The sequence below is a fragment of the Echinicola pacifica DSM 19836 genome (assembly GCF_000373245.1).
GTDB classification, from domain to species: Bacteria; Bacteroidota; Bacteroidia; order Cytophagales; family Cyclobacteriaceae; genus Echinicola; species Echinicola pacifica.
The window spans coordinates 148,646-167,441 of sequence record NZ_KB890758.1; the positions used below are offsets into that span (position 1 = coordinate 148,646).

At 46.5% G+C, this 18,796-nt stretch carries 10 protein-coding genes; 1 reads left to right on the forward strand and 9 read right to left on the reverse strand.

The genetic code is table 11. The annotated features are described in order from the left end of the window. Window positions 1-25 precede the first annotated feature (25 nt). The 4 genes from B050_RS0120295 to B050_RS0120310 all read right to left on the reverse strand — a co-directional run bounded on the left by B050_RS0120295 (window position 26) and on the right by B050_RS0120310 (window position 7,337). Window positions 26-1,714 (reverse strand): RagB/SusD family nutrient uptake outer membrane protein, encoded by a 1,689-nt coding sequence (locus tag B050_RS0120295; protein ID WP_026236049.1) that lies wholly within the window; start codon window positions 1,712-1,714, stop codon window positions 26-28. 9 nt (window positions 1,715-1,723) lie between these two features. Continuing rightward, window positions 1,724-5,092: a SusC/RagA family TonB-linked outer membrane protein gene (locus B050_RS0120300; RefSeq protein ID WP_157492922.1), complete on the reverse strand. Its 3,369-nt coding sequence runs from the start codon at window positions 5,090-5,092 to the stop codon at window positions 1,724-1,726. 162 nt (window positions 5,093-5,254) lie between these two features. Continuing rightward, complete coding sequence (locus tag B050_RS23005) at window positions 5,255-6,289, reverse strand: FecR family protein (protein WP_018475796.1); 1,035 nt, start codon at window positions 6,287-6,289, stop codon at window positions 5,255-5,257. Window positions 6,290-6,734: 445 nt separating this feature from the next. Further along, a complete protein-coding gene (locus tag B050_RS0120310; RefSeq protein WP_229802476.1) occupies window positions 6,735-7,337 on the reverse strand; it encodes an RNA polymerase sigma factor in 603 nt (200 codons plus the stop codon). Between the two features lie 580 nt (window positions 7,338-7,917). Between B050_RS0120310 and B050_RS0120315 the strand changes: the two genes are divergently transcribed. Continuing rightward, window positions 7,918-11,160 carry a S41 family peptidase gene (locus B050_RS0120315; protein WP_018475798.1) on the forward strand — a complete coding sequence of 1,081 codons (3,243 nt, stop codon included), beginning with the start codon at window positions 7,918-7,920 and terminating at the stop codon, window positions 11,158-11,160. A 366-nt stretch (window positions 11,161-11,526) separates the two neighbouring features. Here the strand turns inward: B050_RS0120315 and B050_RS0120330 are convergent, their stop codons facing one another. The 5 genes from B050_RS0120330 to B050_RS0120350 all read right to left on the reverse strand — a co-directional run bounded on the left by B050_RS0120330 (window position 11,527) and on the right by B050_RS0120350 (window position 18,571). Beyond that, window positions 11,527-12,933 (reverse strand): DUF1593 domain-containing protein, encoded by a 1,407-nt coding sequence (locus B050_RS0120330; protein ID WP_018475801.1) that lies wholly within the window; start codon window positions 12,931-12,933, stop codon window positions 11,527-11,529. 95 nt (window positions 12,934-13,028) lie between these two features. Next, on the reverse strand, window positions 13,029-14,978 hold the full coding sequence (locus B050_RS0120335) for a sialate O-acetylesterase (RefSeq protein ID WP_018475802.1): 1,950 nt from the start codon (window positions 14,976-14,978) through the stop codon (window positions 13,029-13,031). A 214-nt stretch (window positions 14,979-15,192) separates the two neighbouring features. Then, window positions 15,193-16,041 carry an alpha/beta hydrolase gene (locus B050_RS0120340; protein WP_018475803.1) on the reverse strand — a complete coding sequence of 283 codons (849 nt, stop codon included), beginning with the start codon at window positions 16,039-16,041 and terminating at the stop codon, window positions 15,193-15,195. A 190-nt stretch (window positions 16,042-16,231) separates the two neighbouring features. Next, a complete protein-coding gene (locus B050_RS0120345) occupies window positions 16,232-17,335 on the reverse strand; it encodes a glycoside hydrolase family 43 protein (protein ID WP_018475804.1) in 1,104 nt (367 codons plus the stop codon). Between the two features lie 105 nt (window positions 17,336-17,440). Further along, entirely contained in the window at window positions 17,441-18,571 is a 1,131-nt protein-coding gene (locus tag B050_RS0120350; protein WP_018475805.1) for an endo-1,4-beta-xylanase, read from the reverse strand. Between the last annotated feature and the right edge of the window lie 225 nt (window positions 18,572-18,796).

The following is an 18,796-nucleotide window of genomic DNA, read 5'->3' on the forward strand; positions in this document are numbered from 1 at the left end:
ACCAGAAAACCCTCTTTACCATTCATTAATAGCCCTGATTTTGGGTCAAATTGCTATTGATCAGTATTTCCTTGGTGGGGATCGGCCATAGGTACTGCTTAGAGGCATCAAACTGTCTATTAGATAATTGCTTGATGAGGCCCTGGTCTGCCATAGCGGAGAAATCGGGAATACCATTTTCATCGATTTCAGGCACAGAGGGGAAGAACCACAGCCCCTTGTCCACCACCTTAGTCTTCAGCTCTGCCAGATCCAGCAGGCCATAATCGGGTTGATTTAAGGCATCCTCAGCCACTCGCCATCGGATGAGATCCATATATCGCAGGCCCTCAAAAGCAAACTCCATCCTCCGCTCCATTCTCAGGATGCTCCTCAGCTCCTCCTGCGACTGGCTGCTGATCTCTGGATAGCTGCTGGCCTCGTCCACAGCACTGCCATAGGCCCTGGCTCTCACCTGATTCATCGCGTCCAGCACCGTTTGGTCAATTTGATTCAGCTCTATAGACGCCTCAGCATACATCAATAGCACATCGGCATATCGAATGATAATTGCACTATTCTCCGCACTAAAATCATCCACCCAAGTCTGATCAATACCTTTCTTCCATACTAAGCCGTTGAAGGAGGCGTAGAGCTGATTTCCCTTGGTATCATTATTCGCCTGATAGGCTCCAGTATTGAAGTTATAGACCCTGGTGGAGTCCGGATGTGGCTGGTACATGATGCCCAAAAATTCAGTTTGGAAAGGTACTATGGTATAGCCGCAGCGAGGGTCGCGATTTTGGAAGGGCTCATGGGGATCAAATACCGCTGACTCATCCACCGGCAATCCATCGGTGCATAGATAGGAAGCCAGAAGGTCCCAGGATGGATCATAGGCCGCATATCCTCCATTATTTCTAGGCAGATACCCGCGTACGCTTAGGTCGTAGTTCAAGGCCGTTGACCTTGGGATCGAAAATATCAACTCAGAGGCAGAGCGATTCTCAGGCAAAAACAAATCGCCATAATTAGGGAATAATTGATATTCTCCCAGATTAATACATGCCAGAGCGGCCTCACGGGCTATTTCCCAGTCCTCATTATATAAGGCCGCACGCGCCTTGAAGGCCAATGCCGCACCTTTGGTACCTCTTTTTATCTCATCATTCGAATAGGTAACAGGAAGATGTGCTATCGCAAAATCAAAATCCTCATAAACGGCTTCCATCACGATATCCTTATTGGTCCGTCCCAGGGAATATGCCTCCTCCAGCTCCAAGACATCCTGGTAAAAGACCACATCCCCAAAGTGGGATACCAGTTTAGAATACTGGTAGGCTCTGGCAAATCTGGCTTCTGCAATATATTGGTTCATCTTCTCCTCAGGGAGATTTATAGACGAGATTTCCAGATTGTGGATAATGGTATTTGCGCGGGAGATGCCCTTATACGCATTGGACCATAAGCCCTCCACTGTGCCCCATTCCCCATTGATGGTGGCCGAGGTGATGGCGGTCAAGGTTTCCCTATAAGTCCAGTCATCAGTCCAGTCCACCTGATCATTTCCCCAAAATACTGGCTTGTACAGGTCATTGATGGACATATTGATTTCCACTTCATTACTATACCAGTTTTCTGTGGATCCCTCCGATAATGGTGCCAAGTCAAGGTCATTACAAGCGGATATCGCTATAATACATCCTATTAAAATGATATAAATACTATTTTTCATAGCCATAAATTAAAATTGTACATTAAGTCCAAAAAGAAGCTGCGTGGTGATGGGGTAGCCGGTCGCGGCCACCTCCGGATCCCAGCCGCTCGGGTACTTGCTGACAGTCCAGAAATCTGAAGCACTGACATAAGTGCTCAGTCCTGCTAAGCCTATTTTGGTGACTAGCGGATCTGGAAGGGCATAGCGCAGCGTGATATTTTTGATGCGGAAATATGCGCCATCAAACAGCCAATAATCCGACATCGACAGGTTGGCATTCTCATTTACCCGAGTAAGTCTAGGATAGTCCACCGCTTCATTTTGCTCTGCACTATTATATTGGCTCCAATAATTCCCATCTAGGATGGCAGGGATATTCCCCCAGTTATTGGTCAGTGATCTCACCATGATAGGATCGATAAGGGAATTTTGTTTCCCCACTCCCTGGAAGGCCATATTTAGAGAAAATTGTTTATAGCTCGCCGAAAGGGTTCCACCATAGGTAAATCGTGGCAAGGAACCACCAAGCAGCTGCCGGTCGTATTCCGGAGAAATCAAGCCGTCCGGCACGCCATTTGGCCCACTGATGTCCACATATTTTATATCTCCGGGTTTTACATTGGAATTTATTGTGGCACTATTGTCCACCTCTTCCTGAGTCTGAAATAAACCGTCGGACACATAGCCATACCATTCGTTGAACTCACTGCCTTCCTTAGTGATCTGACTTCCTAGAAACTGGGTTCCTTTCAGGTCCCCCATGGTGGATTTTACATCGGACACATTGAAGGACAGGCCATATTGGAATTCTCCTACCTGATCTCGCCAGGCGGCTTGAAACTCCCAGCCCTTACTATTCATGGAGCCGGCATTCTGGTCAGGATTTTCATATCCCAGATAATCCGGAATCTCCAAGGCCAGGAGCATGTCCTTAGTTTTCTTATAGAAATAATCGGCAGTAATCTGAAGTTTATCTTCCAGGAAGTTGATGTCCACTCCTAGGTCATAGGATTCGGTGGTTTCCCAGGTGATATCGCGGATGGCATAGGCCGATTGCGCAGCGGTGGTCTCTGACACCACGTCATTGCCCCGCAAGAAAAGGGCATTGCCAAAACCTATACTCGCCTGATAGGGATAATTCCCGATCCGCTCATTGCCCAGTTTCCCATAGGATGCCCTTAATTTCAGCAGAGAAAGGGTAGAATTATTTTGCAGGAAAGGCTCATTGGAGATTACCCAGCCTGTCGATATTGAAGGGAAAGATCCCCATCGGTAATCGCTATAAAACCTGGAGGAACCATCCCTTCTCAGATTGGCCTGAAAGAAATACTTCCGACGGTAATTATACATCACCCGCCCAAAAAACGAGCGGTAAGCACTTTCTGAAGCTCCTCCCGTATTATTTCTGTATTCTAGCGGACCTTGGTCCAGGTAGGGAAAAGAGGTCAATTGGTACTGATCCCGGGAGGCCGTCAGGTATTCGTCTGTGCTATAATAATTCTCAAACCCACCCAAAAAATCAAAAGCATGCCCTTCAAATTCCCTATTATAATTGGCAATCAGCTGGCTGGTATATCTTTCACCCTCATTTCTGGATTCCTGCAAGTAGGTGGTTTCGGTGCCTTCCACATAGCCTTCAAACAGCTGTGGATCATCGGCGGAGTAATAAGGAACTTGTTTGCGGAAAAACTTCCCCTTATCATACCTTAAATTTGGTGAGAACACCCCCGAAAGCGTAAGGCCATCCAGGGGCTTATAATCCAGGGACATCCGGCCACCCAGTGCGGTAAACTTGTCATCATCAAATCCCCCATACTTCATCTGTCCATAGATATTGGTACCGGACTTTCCACTGGCAATCCTGCCGTCCTCCCAGGTAGCCGCATAGACTGGCGCAGATATCAGCATGACATACATAGGATCCACCGTCGGCTGAGTAGAGTTAGACATTTTATAATTTAGATCCACTTTGGCAGTCAGCTTTTCACTGATTTGGATATTATTATTTATCCTCGCCGTGACCCTATCATACTCACGTCCTTCATATAAAGCACCGATCTTGTCATATCCAAAGGATGCATTGGTTTGGATAAATTTTGAGCCTCCTCTGATCGTTAATGAGTGGCTTTGTCTAGGCGCATTGTCCTTCATGATCAATCCCACCCAGTTGGTATTTGGGTACATATTCGGATTTTCGCGATGGAGCTGATCATAGTTATCGATCACCTCCTTGGGATATACCGAGTACTCATTGTCATTACCATTGTCATTCCATCTCAGCTCATTGGTCATTTCCATATAGCGCTTCACACCGACGTACTCGGGGAGAGCCGTGGGTTTTTCCAGACCATAGTTGAAGTCATAGCTCATGCTGAAAGAGCCTTGTTCGGCCCTTTTGGTGGTGATCAAGATCACACCTGCTGCGGCACGTGAACCATATATGGAGGCTGATGCGGCATCCTTGAGCACCGAAATATTTTCGATATCATTCGGGTTTACGTCATTTATATTATCAATGGGCACTCCATCCACGATGATCAGCGGGCTATTATCACCGATGGTGGTGATGCCTCGGATCTTGATATCAGCGGTGCTTCCCGGAGCATTATTGCTTCGCGTGACGGTCACCCCAGAGACTGCCCCCTGCAGGGCCTGAGAAACTTGCACGGTCTTCCTCGCCGCGATATCCTTGCCATCTATTGCCCCTACAGAACCTGTCAAATCCACCTTCTTTTGGGTTCCATACCCTACTACCACCACTTCATCCAGCTGCTTTTCGTCCTCCTCCAGGACTATCTCCAAAACACCCTGATTACCGACCAGCACCTCCTGCGAGATGAAGCCTACGAAGGAAATTACAAGGGTACTCCCCTCAGGAGCATCCAGAGAAAATCGCCCATCCAGGTCTGCGGCGGTTCCCACCGTCGTACCTTTCACCAATACCGTCGCACCGGGAATAGGCTCTCCCTGCGGATTTTTCACCTGACCAGTTACCTTCACCTCCTCGCTTACCTGGGCTGGTACCGTCTTTGTCTTCACTTTCTTGATATCAATATCATGATTGACCTGACGAAAGGAAACCGAAACTTGCCTCGCCGCCTGATTTAGCAGGCCTTCTACTGTATCCGACCTTTTGGAAAAATGAAGTTTCTGACTGCCGTCAATATCATTGCTGTCATACGCAAACTGAAATGGGCTGTTTTCTTCCACCTGATTCAGAAAATCCTGGAAAGAAATGTCACTGCCCGCAAGGGTTATTTTGACTTCATCGATGCGCTTAAACTGGGCGTTTACCTCGGAGGCAATTACCAGATTGATGAGCACCATTTGGATCACAAACCCATAAATAAAGTACCTGGACAACATATATATTGTCTTTTGTAGTTTTAATTTCATAATTTTATGGTGTTAGATTTTAGTAATTTAATGAGGGTGATCTTTACCAAGTGCTTCCCATTCCCCAATGCGGCACTTTGATAAAAATCACTTTGTGACCTGCCAAATTTATTTGGTAGGTCTTTTTTCTAGGAAGTATTATGGTTATTCATTTTCATGGGTTTAGAATTTTAGTATTACTTTTTTTCCTTTGGTTTCAAACTCAAATTTTTCAATATATGCTATGCGATCCAGCACCCTTTCGAGACTGGCATTCTCAAAGGATATCGTGATATTCCAATCCCGATTCGGTCTTCCGACCACCTCTATCTCCACTCCATACCATTGCTCTATTTTCTCCAGCACCTGACCAAAGTCCTCATTCACAAATATCAACTGCCCTTCTTTCCAGCCATAGGTATTCTTAGCGTCAAATTCGCTGATCAGACTGCTTTGATCCTCTGCCGTAAATGCCAATTGCTCCCCGGGAATTAATTTATCCCTGGACTTGGTCTGTAGGTTTTCGACCTCCACTTTGCCAGTCACCAAAGCCACGCTGACGGGCTCTTGCTCATAATTCCGGATATTGAAGGAGGTGCCCAAGGCTGTGGTCACCAGCGATGAAGAGACCACTCGAAAAGGCTTCCGGGCATCATGAGCCACTTCAAAAAACCCTTCACCCTTCAGCTCTACCCTACGCTCTTCACCATGAAACTGCTCAGGAAAGTATAATTCGCTTGCTCCATTCAGCCATACCATCGTCCCGTCCGGCAATCGGAAATTCAGACGCTCACCGGGATGGGTGCTCTTGCTTAAAGAAGCATAATAGATCTCCTCCGAAGGGCCCTTCTCAAAGGAAACCAACGCGTATAATAATGCAATAAATAAGGTAAGCACGATAATCGCTGCCACTCTGTAAATCTGGGAAAACCATGCTCCTGCCATCTCAGAACCCTTATTTTTGTCCGGATTAGTATTGGGTTTGCCCTGATGATCCTCCTTAAGAATAGTGCTCAGCACCTCTTCCATCATTTCTGGCCGGGGGGACTTTTTCGCCACTTTTATGCCCAAAACTATTTCCCGCGCCAGTTTAAGGTCCTCTAATTTGGACGGGTTGGCTTTCAACCAGCTGCTCCAGTAAACCTCCAGATCCTGATCTGGATTCTTTACCCACCTTACAAACTCCGGGTTAGTTAAAAATTCTGATATTCGATTCATTTATTTACTATTCGCTCTTCTATAGGACTAAGACCAAAATCTTTTAAATGACACCTATATTTTTTAAGAATTTTCATATTTTTTCCCCTTCCCCAATCCCCCCTTCCCCTGCTCAAAAATGGAAAAGGCAAAATATAGAAAGAGCACCGGTGTACATTTGAGATTATAAAGGCCCTGATGCTGATATAGGGCTTTAAACTGGTAAAGATTTCGAAGTCTATTTTCAGCAAATCAGCATCTATGCATCTGGCCTCTTCATCTTCGCAGATAGGGAGGCTTTATGTTTATTTTTAGTGGGGCCGCTGAGCTAGGGCTCAAAAAAAACTCGGCATACCAAGCAGTATATACGATACGAAAAGTACTTATAAGGAAGACCCACCAGTTCCTAGTAATAGCAATAACAGGGAAATTGGGGAGGACGATTTGTAGATTATAGAGAGCAAGCTTATTGGATCACTTCTTTGAGGAAAGCCAAGGCTTTATAAAGTAAGTTTCGTGCAGATTTAATATTGGAAAGCCCCATGATCTGCTTGATTTCTTCATAGGATAATTCCTCATAATAAAAATAATAGATTACCTCACGCTTGCGGGCGCTCAGCTGACTGATAGCCTTATTTAGCTTTTCCACCTGCTCGGTGTTCAGCTGACGGTCTATCATTAGCTGCTCATGAGAGTAAGAGACGGTAAAGGAATAATCATCCTTTAGTTCTACCAACTTGGAATACCAGGCTTTATTCTCCTTGATAATCCTTCGCTTTAGGGATTTGAATAAATAAAATTTGATATTATTGGTATCACTTAACCTTGCTCGGGATTTCCTCAAATCGATAAACAGCTCCTGAACAGCATCTTTAACCAGGTTTTCGTTTGGGCTAAACATAGAGCCAAACTGAAATAAAACCTCGAAGTACTGCTTATAGATATATATAAATGCAGATTCATTGCCTTCCTTAAATGACCTCCACAGGCTCAAGTCTTCCACCTTCCCAAGGTCGGTGCTTGGCTCGGGACACCAGTCTTTTTCTAACTGATTCTTATGCTTGTTCATTATGCCCATGGTCAGACTTTGTTTTTCATTAGGATTCAGGAGCGAGCTCTATTCAAATTGCCTCCTATGCCCTGAGAGATTTCCTGAATCTTTAGGGCCAATTCTTTAGTGATTGGTCTAAAGGTTACTTTGGCCGGCGAGGTGGAAGTTATAACAGCAAACCAGAACTTCCTCAGCCAGGAATACCTACAACCGAGATCACAATTAAACAATTATTTAATAATAATTCAAAACTATACGAAACTTTTTATCTACAAATTATGAGTTTATCAGTCATTAATAGTTATAAAACCTTTCTTTTAACAAATAATAATAACTTAAAAAACCCATTATTCTTTTCTTATCTTCCCTATTACCCTCTCATTTGTTTGATTTGCCGAGAAAGGATGGGCTCAGTTAGGGAAATTCTCATGCTGAAAAAATAAGCAACATTTTCAATAACGGAAAACCGACATTTACTCAGGAATCAATCATAAAAATGAAAATGGGTAATAAAAAGAACTCAAATTCCGCTGATTAATATTAAAATTGTTTTTTTGAAGGTAAATTCAGGCTCCCAAACAGTAAAACTTTAGATCCGATGAAAAAACACTTTTCTGTACTAGTACTTTTCTTACTTTCGCTCTCTTCCATTGCTCAGGAGTCTGCCAAATGGATTCGCTATCCGGCCGTTTCTCCTGATGGCAGCACCATCATCTTTGGATATATGGGCAATCTCTATCGCGTGGCATCTGAGGGAGGCGCAGCCATCCCGATCACCACGGGTGACCACTATGATATGCGTCCGGTATGGAGCCATGATGGCCAGACCATCGCATTTGCGAGTGACCGATACGGCAATTTTGATGTATATACCATGCCCGCGCAGGGCGGCATGCCCAGCAGGCTTAGCTTCCATTCAGCGGATGATTTCCCTTATGACTTCAGTCAGGACGATGCTGAGGTATTATTTGGTAGCGGCAGAGAGGCTCCAGCCGAAAGTGTCCGTTTTCCAGGCAAAGGCTATTGGCAGATATTATACACCGTCCCTGTTGGCGGTGGTCGCCCCATTCTGCTGACCGCCGCTGGAGCGGAAGAGGCACATTATAATTCCACGGGAACCCAAGTGGTATTTCAAGATCGAAAAGGCTATGAGGACCCATGGAGGAAACACCATACCTCCTCGGTCACCCGTGATATCTGGATATACACGATAGAAAATGAAGAGTATAAGCAGCTTTCCACCTTCAAGGGTGAGAACCGTGAGCCTGTATTTGCAGCCGATGATAAGGAGGTCTATTATCTAAACGAAAAAGATGGCACCCAAAACCTCTATAAAGCTTCATTGGAAGGCAATACAGAGGTCCAGCTCACCAGCTTCACCGATTTCCCGGTGCGCCACCTCAGCCTAGCTGATGACAATACCGCGGTTTTTACCTGGAAAGGCGAAGTATATAAATTAGGGAAAGATGGCCAGGCCAGGAAGGTATCCATCCAAGTCATGGATGACGCCGCTTTCCAGGCTATCAAGCATCTGGACATCAGCAACCTAAGTGAATTTGCAGTGAGTCCTAATGGGAAAGAAATCGCCTTTGTAAATCGTGGTGAGGTCTTCGTCACCGGAATGGAAGACTCCCGCACCAAGAATATCACCAATAGTCCTGAACAAGAGCGAATGATAGAATGGTCCCCGGAGGGAGATGCCCTGATCTATTCAGGCGAGCGAGATGGCAGCTGGAATATCTATAAAGCGAGCATCCAGCGTAAGGAGGAAAAATACTTTTATACCTCCACCATCATCAATACCGAAGAACTGGTGGCCAGCCCTGCGGAGGAATTTCAAGCGCTATACTCTCCTGACGGCAAAAAAATCGCCTATGTAGAGGAAAGGAATACCCTCAAAGTCCTAACCTTAGACAGCAAAAAGACGGTAACCATATTGCCCAAAGGGCATAATCACAGCTATAGTGATGGGGACTGGGGATTCCGCTGGAGTCCCGACAGCAATTGGCTGCTGGTGGATGATGAAAAGGGCTATATGTTCTCCCAAAATGTAGCCTTGATCAAGGCCGATGGATCAGGAGAAATCAATTACCCCATCAATAGTGGCTTTGGTGAAAACGGTGCTAAATGGGCACTAGAAGGCAAAATGATGACCTACCTCAGTAGTCGGGATGGGAGAAAATCCCTAGCCAATCAAGGTAGCCGGGAATATGATATTTTCGCAGTGTTCTTTGATCAGGAGGCATATGACCGCTATCAGATGAGCGAGGAGGATTTCAAATTGCTGGAAGACCTGGAAAAACAAGAGAAAGAAAAGGAGGAGAAAGAAGAGGAAGACAGTAAGAAGAAGGACAAGAAAAAAGAGGATGAAAAAGAGGAAAAGGCTCCTCTGGATCTGAATCTAAAACACCTCGATAATCGCAAGGTTAAACTTACTATCAATAGCTCCAGCATCAGTGACTATGTCCTCACCAAAGACGCCAGCAAGGTGTATTATCTTGCGGCATTCGAGAAAGGCTATGACCTCTGGGAAACCGAGCCGCGCACGCGATCCACGAAGATTCTCGCCAAACTCGGAGGCTCCCCAAGCGGCATAGCCATCAGTGATGATGATAAAACCTTATACCTGAGCAACCACGGCAAACTCGTCAAGGTAAATACCAGCGATGGCAAGGTAAGTTCCATTGGGATGGATGGAGAGATGGCGCTAGATGGCCCCGCCGAGCGTGACTATATCTTCCACCATATTTGGCGCCAGGTGCAGAAAAAATTCTATGACCCCACCCTTCATGGCATTGATTGGGAGATGTACCGCGATGAATATGCTGCATTCCTTCCCCATATCAATAATAACTACGATTTCAGGGAGCTACTCAGCGAGATACTAGGTGAGCTGAATGCCTCACATACAGGTGGACGCTACTATCATAGCTCTCCAAATAGTGATCAAACGGCCTCTCTGGGGCTGCTATATGATGAAACCTATAAGGGCGATGGCATCAGAATCAGTGAGGTCATCCCTGCGGGACCACTGGACAATGCCGACAAAAAAATTAAGAAAGGGGATATCATTACCGCTATCAATGGGGTGGAGATTCCTGCTGAGGACAATTGGAATAAGTACCTCAATAATATCGCTGGAAAAAATATCGTCTTGAGCATGCGCTCTGGAAGCCGAGATTTTGAGCAGACGCTAAAACCTGTAAGCCTGGGTGCCCAAAACCAATGGATGTACCAGCGCTGGGTCAATACGATGGACCATATGGTGGACTCCCTCAGTAATGGCAAACTGGGCTATGTCCATGTGAAAGGCATGAATGATGGCAGCTTCCGGGATGTCTATGAGACCGTATTAGGCAAGAATATGAATAAAGAAGCCCTCGTGGTGGATACCCGATTCAATGGGGGCGGCTGGCTGCATGATGATCTAAACACCTTCTTAAGTGGAAAAACCTATATGGAATTTTCGCCCCAGGGAGAGAAAGTCAAAGGCGGAGAGCCCATGTCCAGATGGACTAAGCCCAGCATCGTGCTGATGAGTGAAGGCAATTATAGTGATGCATTTATCTTCCCCTTCATCTACCAGCAAAATGGGATCGGCAAACTCGTCGGTATGCCCGTGGCCGGCACCGGCACCGCAGTATGGTGGGAAAGACAAATCGACCCTTCTATCATCTTTGGTATCCCTATGATCGGCACCATGGGAACAGATGGGGTCGTTACAGAAAATGTGGAGCTGGAACCCGACATCATTGCCCCACTGCCATATGAGGACTTCCTCAAGGGGACAGACTCCCAGCTGGAGACCGCCATCCGTGAAATGCTAAAGGAAGTAAACTAAAGATCCAGAGACCTATTCAAGGTGCATTTGCATCTCCAAAAGGCAGCATAATAACCAAAACAGCCACCGCCCGCCAGATAATTTGGCGGGCGGTTTATTTTATCCACTTTCAGTAACACCCGCATGCGATCTCCGCATTCCACGGGCTATCCCTTCGGTAATATGGTTTCTAGGATCCTAGGCATTCTTAAGGAAGTAATTGGAAGTAGAGAGGCCAAAATGGCCTCCTATAGCTAAAGAGCCTTTTTATTCGCATTACTTTTCCTCTCGCTAGCCTGCTCAAACTGACTATTACCATTAGGATACATCAGTTGCTAGATTTTCCTGTTTTAGTTTTTTTAAGATTGCAGCTCGCTGCAAAGGTATTTATTCTGATGAGATGATCAGCCTTCTATAGCTGCTGAGACTAGGGCTGCCAGCGTCGCTGATCTCACATATGATATGAATGGACTTTCCCTGAGATGCTTTGGGCAGGTGGATATTGGCTTTTGGAGAAGTGGAGTTTTCTATCTCTACCTGCCCCGCATAAGTACCGGCTTCTGGAAGCTGCCACCATTTATAGTGCAGCTGATCCCCATCAGGATCCGAGGAAGCGGAGCCATCCAAAATCAGACTTTCACCGCTTTTTGCAGATTCCTCAATGAGATCTATGCCCTTATGTCCATTTACGATGGCGATTGGATTCCTATTTCCAGTTCCATTTGCAGCCCAATCCATACGCGCCACAAAATTATTGAAGGTAGCTTCATAAAAATACGCTTCGTACTTATTGCAGATTTCGTGTGGCCTTCCACTGGCATTGGTATAGGCTTCGCTTACCCTATCAGGGCCAGTTCCAAATTCAAAATACCCACCCCAGCTTACCTGACCGGGGATCATCGGGTCATTGAGGCCATTGGGCATGAGGTACAGGAAAGCAGGAGTATCTCCTTCCACCCCATATTTATACTTAGGATACACCTTTCCCAGATGTCCCTTAGGCTGAATATGTTTTTCGTATTCCTCCCAATATTTTTTACCGGTGCCATTTTGATATTTCCAGGCACATTCATCCCATAAGTACATAAGGTCCTCCGAAAACTCCTTCCGCAACCACTGCTGGGCGCTGGTTTCAAAGGGTGTTCCCTCCTTATAATCTCTGTCCTGATCCGTAATCGCATAGGTGGGAATCTTATGCAGAAAGTCCCTTAGCTCAGCATCACTACGCTCCTGCCGGACTTCCCAGATGGCCTGGGCCAAGGTATTGCCGCCTCCCCACACGGTAATCCATAAGGGGCGTGGATCTTCCTCATCTGCCTGAGCGATGATCAGGTCACTCCCAGGACTGCTATTTCCCTCCCCGACAAATTTCATTCCTCGGGTTTTGCTACCAAACATGGTCCGTGACCTCAGATAAGCCGGGCTCGGCCAATACCCAATAGGTTGTACCGTTTCATCCTCCAGGAAGCCCGATTGACCGGAGCGTTTTAGCAAGTTCGGAAGATCCTTTTCATAGGCATCGATCGCATCATGGATCAGGTCGAAGAAATCCTCTCGTGTCTCCTCCAGGCTCCAGCCTGTGGTATAGACCAGCCCCTCTATCTCATATAAGTCGGCATGCACCATAAGCCGTACCAGGGATTCGCTATCGTCAGTTTCCCAGGTGGAGACATCTGTCAATATCACCAGTCGGGGCTTAAGGGTGGCCGTATCCTGATGGCTGCCAGGCTGGGCAATGGCAAATACATTGAGTCCTGCAATGAGGACTAAGGTTAAGATCAACTTGAATTTCATCGATGTGGGTTATTATGGATAAATGGATATTAGTTTTACTATTATTATTTATCTGATAGAAATAAATATACACAATAGATTGATTTTCAGCTAGGTCATTCCTGAGTGATTTGGATTTCAAAGGGTCCCAATGGCAGTCCATTGGCTCCATAGACATTGGCTTTTTCGGGATTGTTAGCCCAGGCATAGCGGACCATCTTTGGTGAGGAGATGGGAGAAGTGAGAATAATTTGCTGGCCTTCTATACGGCCTTCGGCCCAATAATAGACCCCATTTTCGCCCGCCAGGGCAAAACCACCAACAGCCTCAGCCTTTCTCGTCTGTAAACCTGAGCAGTCCTCAAAACCCAGGATAATCTGCCCCTGGTGAAGTATGGCAGAGGCGATGCCTGGACTTCCCAGATCACCTTTTTCGCCATATGCTACCCTCATGGCCTGCATAGCCAGGCGCGTCCCCACCGTCTCCTTGTCCAGTGGATGAATATCATTGGCCTCGCCAGCATCGATGGTCACTGCCATGCCCGTCGCCGGTACCTGAAGCACCTCCCGCTGGGCCTCCCTGAGCTCCGCCCAGCCCGACTGACTCGGCTGATCCACCGCCTGCATGAAATTCGGCAATTGAGCATAGATAAATGGTAAGTCCGGCTGGCCCCAGGCTGCTCGCCAGCCCGAAATAAGGGCTTCCATCTGTCGGGCATAGCTCGAAGGCTGGCCGGCATTCGACTCTCCCTGGTACCAGATCAGCCCTTTGATCGGCAGCTGCTGCAGGGGGCTGATCATGGCCTGATAGAGGCCCAGAGGTTTCCAGCGAATAAAAGTCTGCCCTGGAATGGGAGGCATCTCAGCCGTCTGAAGATAGCTCCATCCTGTGCTCAAATCATAAACCTCATCCCCCACGATCAGCTCATAAGGTTTCCCTTTTACGAAACCTGGAATCCCCTGCTCACTCACTATCCGCAGCACAATGCTGTTCTTCCCCTTCTTCAGCACCGCCGCCGGCACCTCATAGCGTCGCGGTGGATATTGATAAGAGGTGCTGCCCACCAAGTGCCCGTTGACATAGGCCTCATCACTGTCGATGAGCCTTCCCAAAAGCAATTTGGCATCCTCATCCCCTACTGAAGTCAGGTTTAGATCCTTCCTTACCCAATAGACGCCATTTGGAGCTTTGCCTTGGCTGGGCCGAAAGAGGTCCACCGAATCCATTTCCTGCCAGCCTTCAGTGGAAGTTTGAGGAGTGTAAAAGGCAGCTTCTGGCGAGGCAAGACCACTGTCCTTATGATTCAATTCCTCATGCCAGGCTTGTCTCTTTTGTCCCTCCTCTCGCTGGATGGCCTCTATCAGCGTAGAATCTTTAAATCTCATTGCTTCCTGATAATCCTTCGGAAAGGCCTTCAGTTCCTCGGATCGTAGCCATGACTGGATCGGCGAGCCCCCTACGCTGGCATTGACCAAGCCGATGGGGATACCATACTGCTGGTATAGCTGCTTCGCAAAGAAATAAGCCACAGCCGAAAAATCCTTCAAATAATCCGGGCCTGCCTCCACCCACTTTCCGCCCTGGGTATCTTCCTGCTCCTCACCAAAATCATAGGCATCAGGAACGTCAAAATACCGAATCTGCGGAACAGGATCTCGCTCAAATTCCTCTGGAAACATCGGCGCCACCCTCGCCATGGTCAGCTCCATATTCGACTGGCCGGAGCATACCCACAGGTCTCCAATCCAGATGTCCGACATATGGATCGTCTGGCCTTCACCATGAATAACCATCGATAAAGGCCCTCCGGCTGCCTGAGCTGGAATACTGATCTGCCACTTGCCTTCTTCCCCACTAATCGCAGTCCACTGCCGGCCTGCAAAATCAATATTCACTTCCTCCCCAGCTGCCGCCCAACCCCAAATAGGGATGGGCTGATCTCGCTGAAGCAGCATCCCATCACTATATAGATGTGGCAAAGTGACCTGGCCCAGCAGGCTGTAAACCCCAGTGATATAAATCAGTATTAAGGCACTAAAACCGAATCTAGGAATACGCATTTTCATTGAATTATCTTTTGGCTTATGATTATTAGGGTATGATCTGTATTGCTAATTTCACTTTCCTGGCTCCGTAAAATCCTTCTTCACCTCAGTTCTCAATCCATCATCAGGCAGGAAAATACTTTATCCATCGCAAAATTGCTTTGTTCTAAATAAATATCATTGACCTAAACAATACTAAGTCTGCCCTCCTCAACAGAGAGCGGACTTAGCGGCTTTAGATAGGTTTGAATATTTTCTTGGCGAACCAATAAAGGTCATTTTTCCAAAGCTCATAATTATGGCCTCCTTCGGATAGGTGATATTCATGAGCTAGGTCAAGTTCTTCAAAGTATTCATGCCTGCTCTCGGCTATCGGCAGGAGGCGATCCTCCAGACCACTGCTGATCCATAGCAAATCCTGCATCTGCTGCTGTCTGGCCGCAAGGTGGACGAGCTCCTCCGGCGATTTGGTATTGGGAGCGGGAGAAAAAGCCCCCAGCCAGGCAAATACATCAGGATGAGCCATCCCTATATTCAGCACCTGGCCAGCCCCCATGGAAGCACCGGCCAAGGCTCTGCTGCCCGAATCAGTGCAAACAGAATAGGCGGCTTCTACCGCCGGAAGGAGGCTGCCTAAAAGATCCTCCTCAAACTGCTCAAAAGAAGCCAGCTTCTCTGTGGAAAATAAATTGCCCAATGGCCGATCATCCTTCATAGCTCTACCATTGGGAAAAATCACAATCATTGGCTCCGCCTCCCCTTGATGAATCAGATTATCTAGGATCATATGGGCTTGACCATCTATAAACCAGGAATATTCATCTCCACCGATGCCATGCAAAAGATATAGTACCGGATAAGTATGAGCTGGAGAGTATCCGGGAGGTGTATAAATCAGCGCTTTCCGCTCAGAGTTGAGAAGGGAGGAATAATACTTTAGGCTGTCAACTTTCCCTTTATTTATTCCGCTTGAGACATCAAATCCACCTGGAGCAAGCCCCAATGCCTGCTGCCCCTTTTCCTTAATGGAGCTTATGACTAATCCCAAAGCGGTCAAAAATCCTGTCAGTAGTGCTATCTTCATGTACTTAATGGTTAGGTTTATTGTTAATCGCAATTTCCAAAGCGCAGGAACCGATGAATACCTTCATTGATTTGACTTTGCTGGGTAGTATCGGATCAAATGGCCTGGAAAAGGCTTTGTGTTGCAAATCCTTTTCTAGGCCAGATCCAAATAGTGGTTAGTGGTTTGTCTTATTTTCTGCTTCCTGCACCTACTCTTGGGCTTTTAGCGGATCTATTTGTGCAATGCGGCCATCCTCTAAATGGGTAAGCTTGGCCAATTTTATATTTCTAAGGTAATTTTTACCAGACAACTCGGTGTCATGATAGAATATATACCATTGATTTTCATACTCTACTATAGAGTGGTGATTGGTCCAGCCCTGGACAGGCAAGAGGATGACACCTTGGTAAGTAAAGGGCCCATAAGGGCTATCTCCTATGGCATAGACGATCTTATGAGTATCGCCTGTGGAGTAGGAGAAGTAGTACCTGCCCTTATACTTATGAAGCCAAGCGGCCTCAAAGAAGCGACGGTCATGATCCCCAGCGGTGATGGGATTACCTTCTGCGTCGAGAATCAGGACATCTTTTGACTCTTCGGCCAGCTCCACCATATTCTCACTGAGCCGGGCCACCTGCGGGGCAATGGCAGGTTCATCGTCAGCCGGCTCATCATCATCGGGAGCATCTCCGGTGGATAGGTATTCCCCGGTTCGCCACTTCTGTAGCTGACCTCCCCATATACCGCCCCAATACATATAATAGGTGCCATCTTCATCTTCAAAAACGGCTGGATCCATCGAATAAGTCCCCTCTATCGGCCTTGGATAAGCCTCAAATGGTCCTGCCGGATTGTCCGCCACAGCCACTCCTATTTTGAAAATATCATCATGGTCTTTGGCGGGGAAATAGAGGTAATATTTACCCGCCTTTTCTGCCGCATCCGGCGCCCAAAGCTGTCTTTTGGCCCAAGGCACCTGACTTAGATCAAGGACTTTTCCATGATTGGTAAGAGATCCATCGGGCGCTGATAAGGAGAAGACGTGATAATCTTTCATATCATACTGTGCTCCAGAATCATCCTCATCCACCACTGATTCCCGATCGTGGGACGGATAGATATAGATCTTCCCATCAAATACATGGGCTGAAGGATCCGCCGTATATATTTCACTGACCAATGGAGCACTTAGGTACTGAATACTATCACTGTGCTCCTCGGTGAGTTCCTGGCTTTCCGTTGATTTCTGATTTTCACAGCCTATTAGGCAGAGACTGGAAAATAAAACCGTAAAAACTAAAGGCTGTTTCATCTTATTATTAGGGTATATTATGGTGTTTATGTTCAAAATTAATTACAGGCGAATGCTGCTTTTCTTCTGCGAGATACCTGCCGGACTATAGGGAAATTGCAGGCATTATAGGCCTCGGCTTAAGGTTTCCAGCATCTGCTCTATCTCTTTTTTGAGAGAATAATCCTCCTCAAATAATAAGGGATAGGCTGTTCGTCCGCGAATAGGCCAGTTATTTAGCCAGCTATCCTGATCTCTGATCCCCCACAGTGTCACTCTGGTGACCACTTCCTGATGCTTGCCAAATAATTCGAATAAGTCTGCGTATCGCTGAGCCAGCTTTATTCTTAGGTCTTCAGGAAGGCCATTTTTATAAGGGTTGAATTGGTCTTCGTATTGAAAATTATCATCAATATCCGCCCCACGTCTATTGGTTGGATTAGGAAGGACATCGATATCCAGCTCGGTAATCATCACCTTAAGGCCTTGGTCTGCGATTTTCTGAATGGAGGCTTCTATCTCTGCAAGGGAAGGAGATTCCAGCCCATAATGACCTTGCATCCCAATGCCATCGATTCGGATTCCTTGCTCTTGCAGCTCGGAAGCCATCCTAAGTGCCGCATCTATTTTCGCTGGCTTCCAGAGATTATAGTCATTATAGTAAAGCTCAGCAGCAGGATCTGCCTGATGAGCCGTTTCAAAAGCAGTAGCGATAAACTCCTTGCCAAGGCTATTGAACCAAGGGGAACTTCGGTACTCGCCCTGATCGGTAAAGGCCTCATTGACCACATCCCAGCCGTGGATTTTTCCGCTATAGCGGCCCACCACCGTGAGGATATGCTCTTTCATACGCTGGTTGAGAGTTGCTGCCTCTATGGGCTCGTTTGCTTCATCCCGGAAGACCCATCCAGGAGTCTGATTATGCCATACCAAGGTGTGGCCCAGTACAAAAGCATTCAGATCTGCTCCCAGAGCCACATACTCATCTGCTAATGAAAAATTATATTGCTCTGGACGAGGGTGAACCGACTGCCATTTCAGCAAATTTTCGGGGCTGATGCTACTAAAATGCCGGGAAAGAGTGGCTCTCACTTTGGGGTCTTTTCCCATGACATCGCGACCATTCAGGGCCGCACCTACCAAAAATTCCTTGCGGAATACCTCCGACACCGATATAGTGCTATTCTCAGCACTTGGATGCCCTAGCCCCATTACGGTAAGAAGGCTTAGAAAATTAATTATTAATGTGATCATCATGGTTAAATTGGATTATATGAAATTTGGGTTAATGAATGATTTGCCAAATCAATGGGGATATTTAGGAAATCCTTCCAAACAAATGTAATAGAGCTTAAATCAAATAAAAAATACTCACTCACACCACAAGTACTTGAATTACAGATAGTTAATATAAATGTATTCGGTTAAATCGCAGGATTTACTGTTTCATCACGAAAGTCAAATTCCTGCTAAGCCGTATTT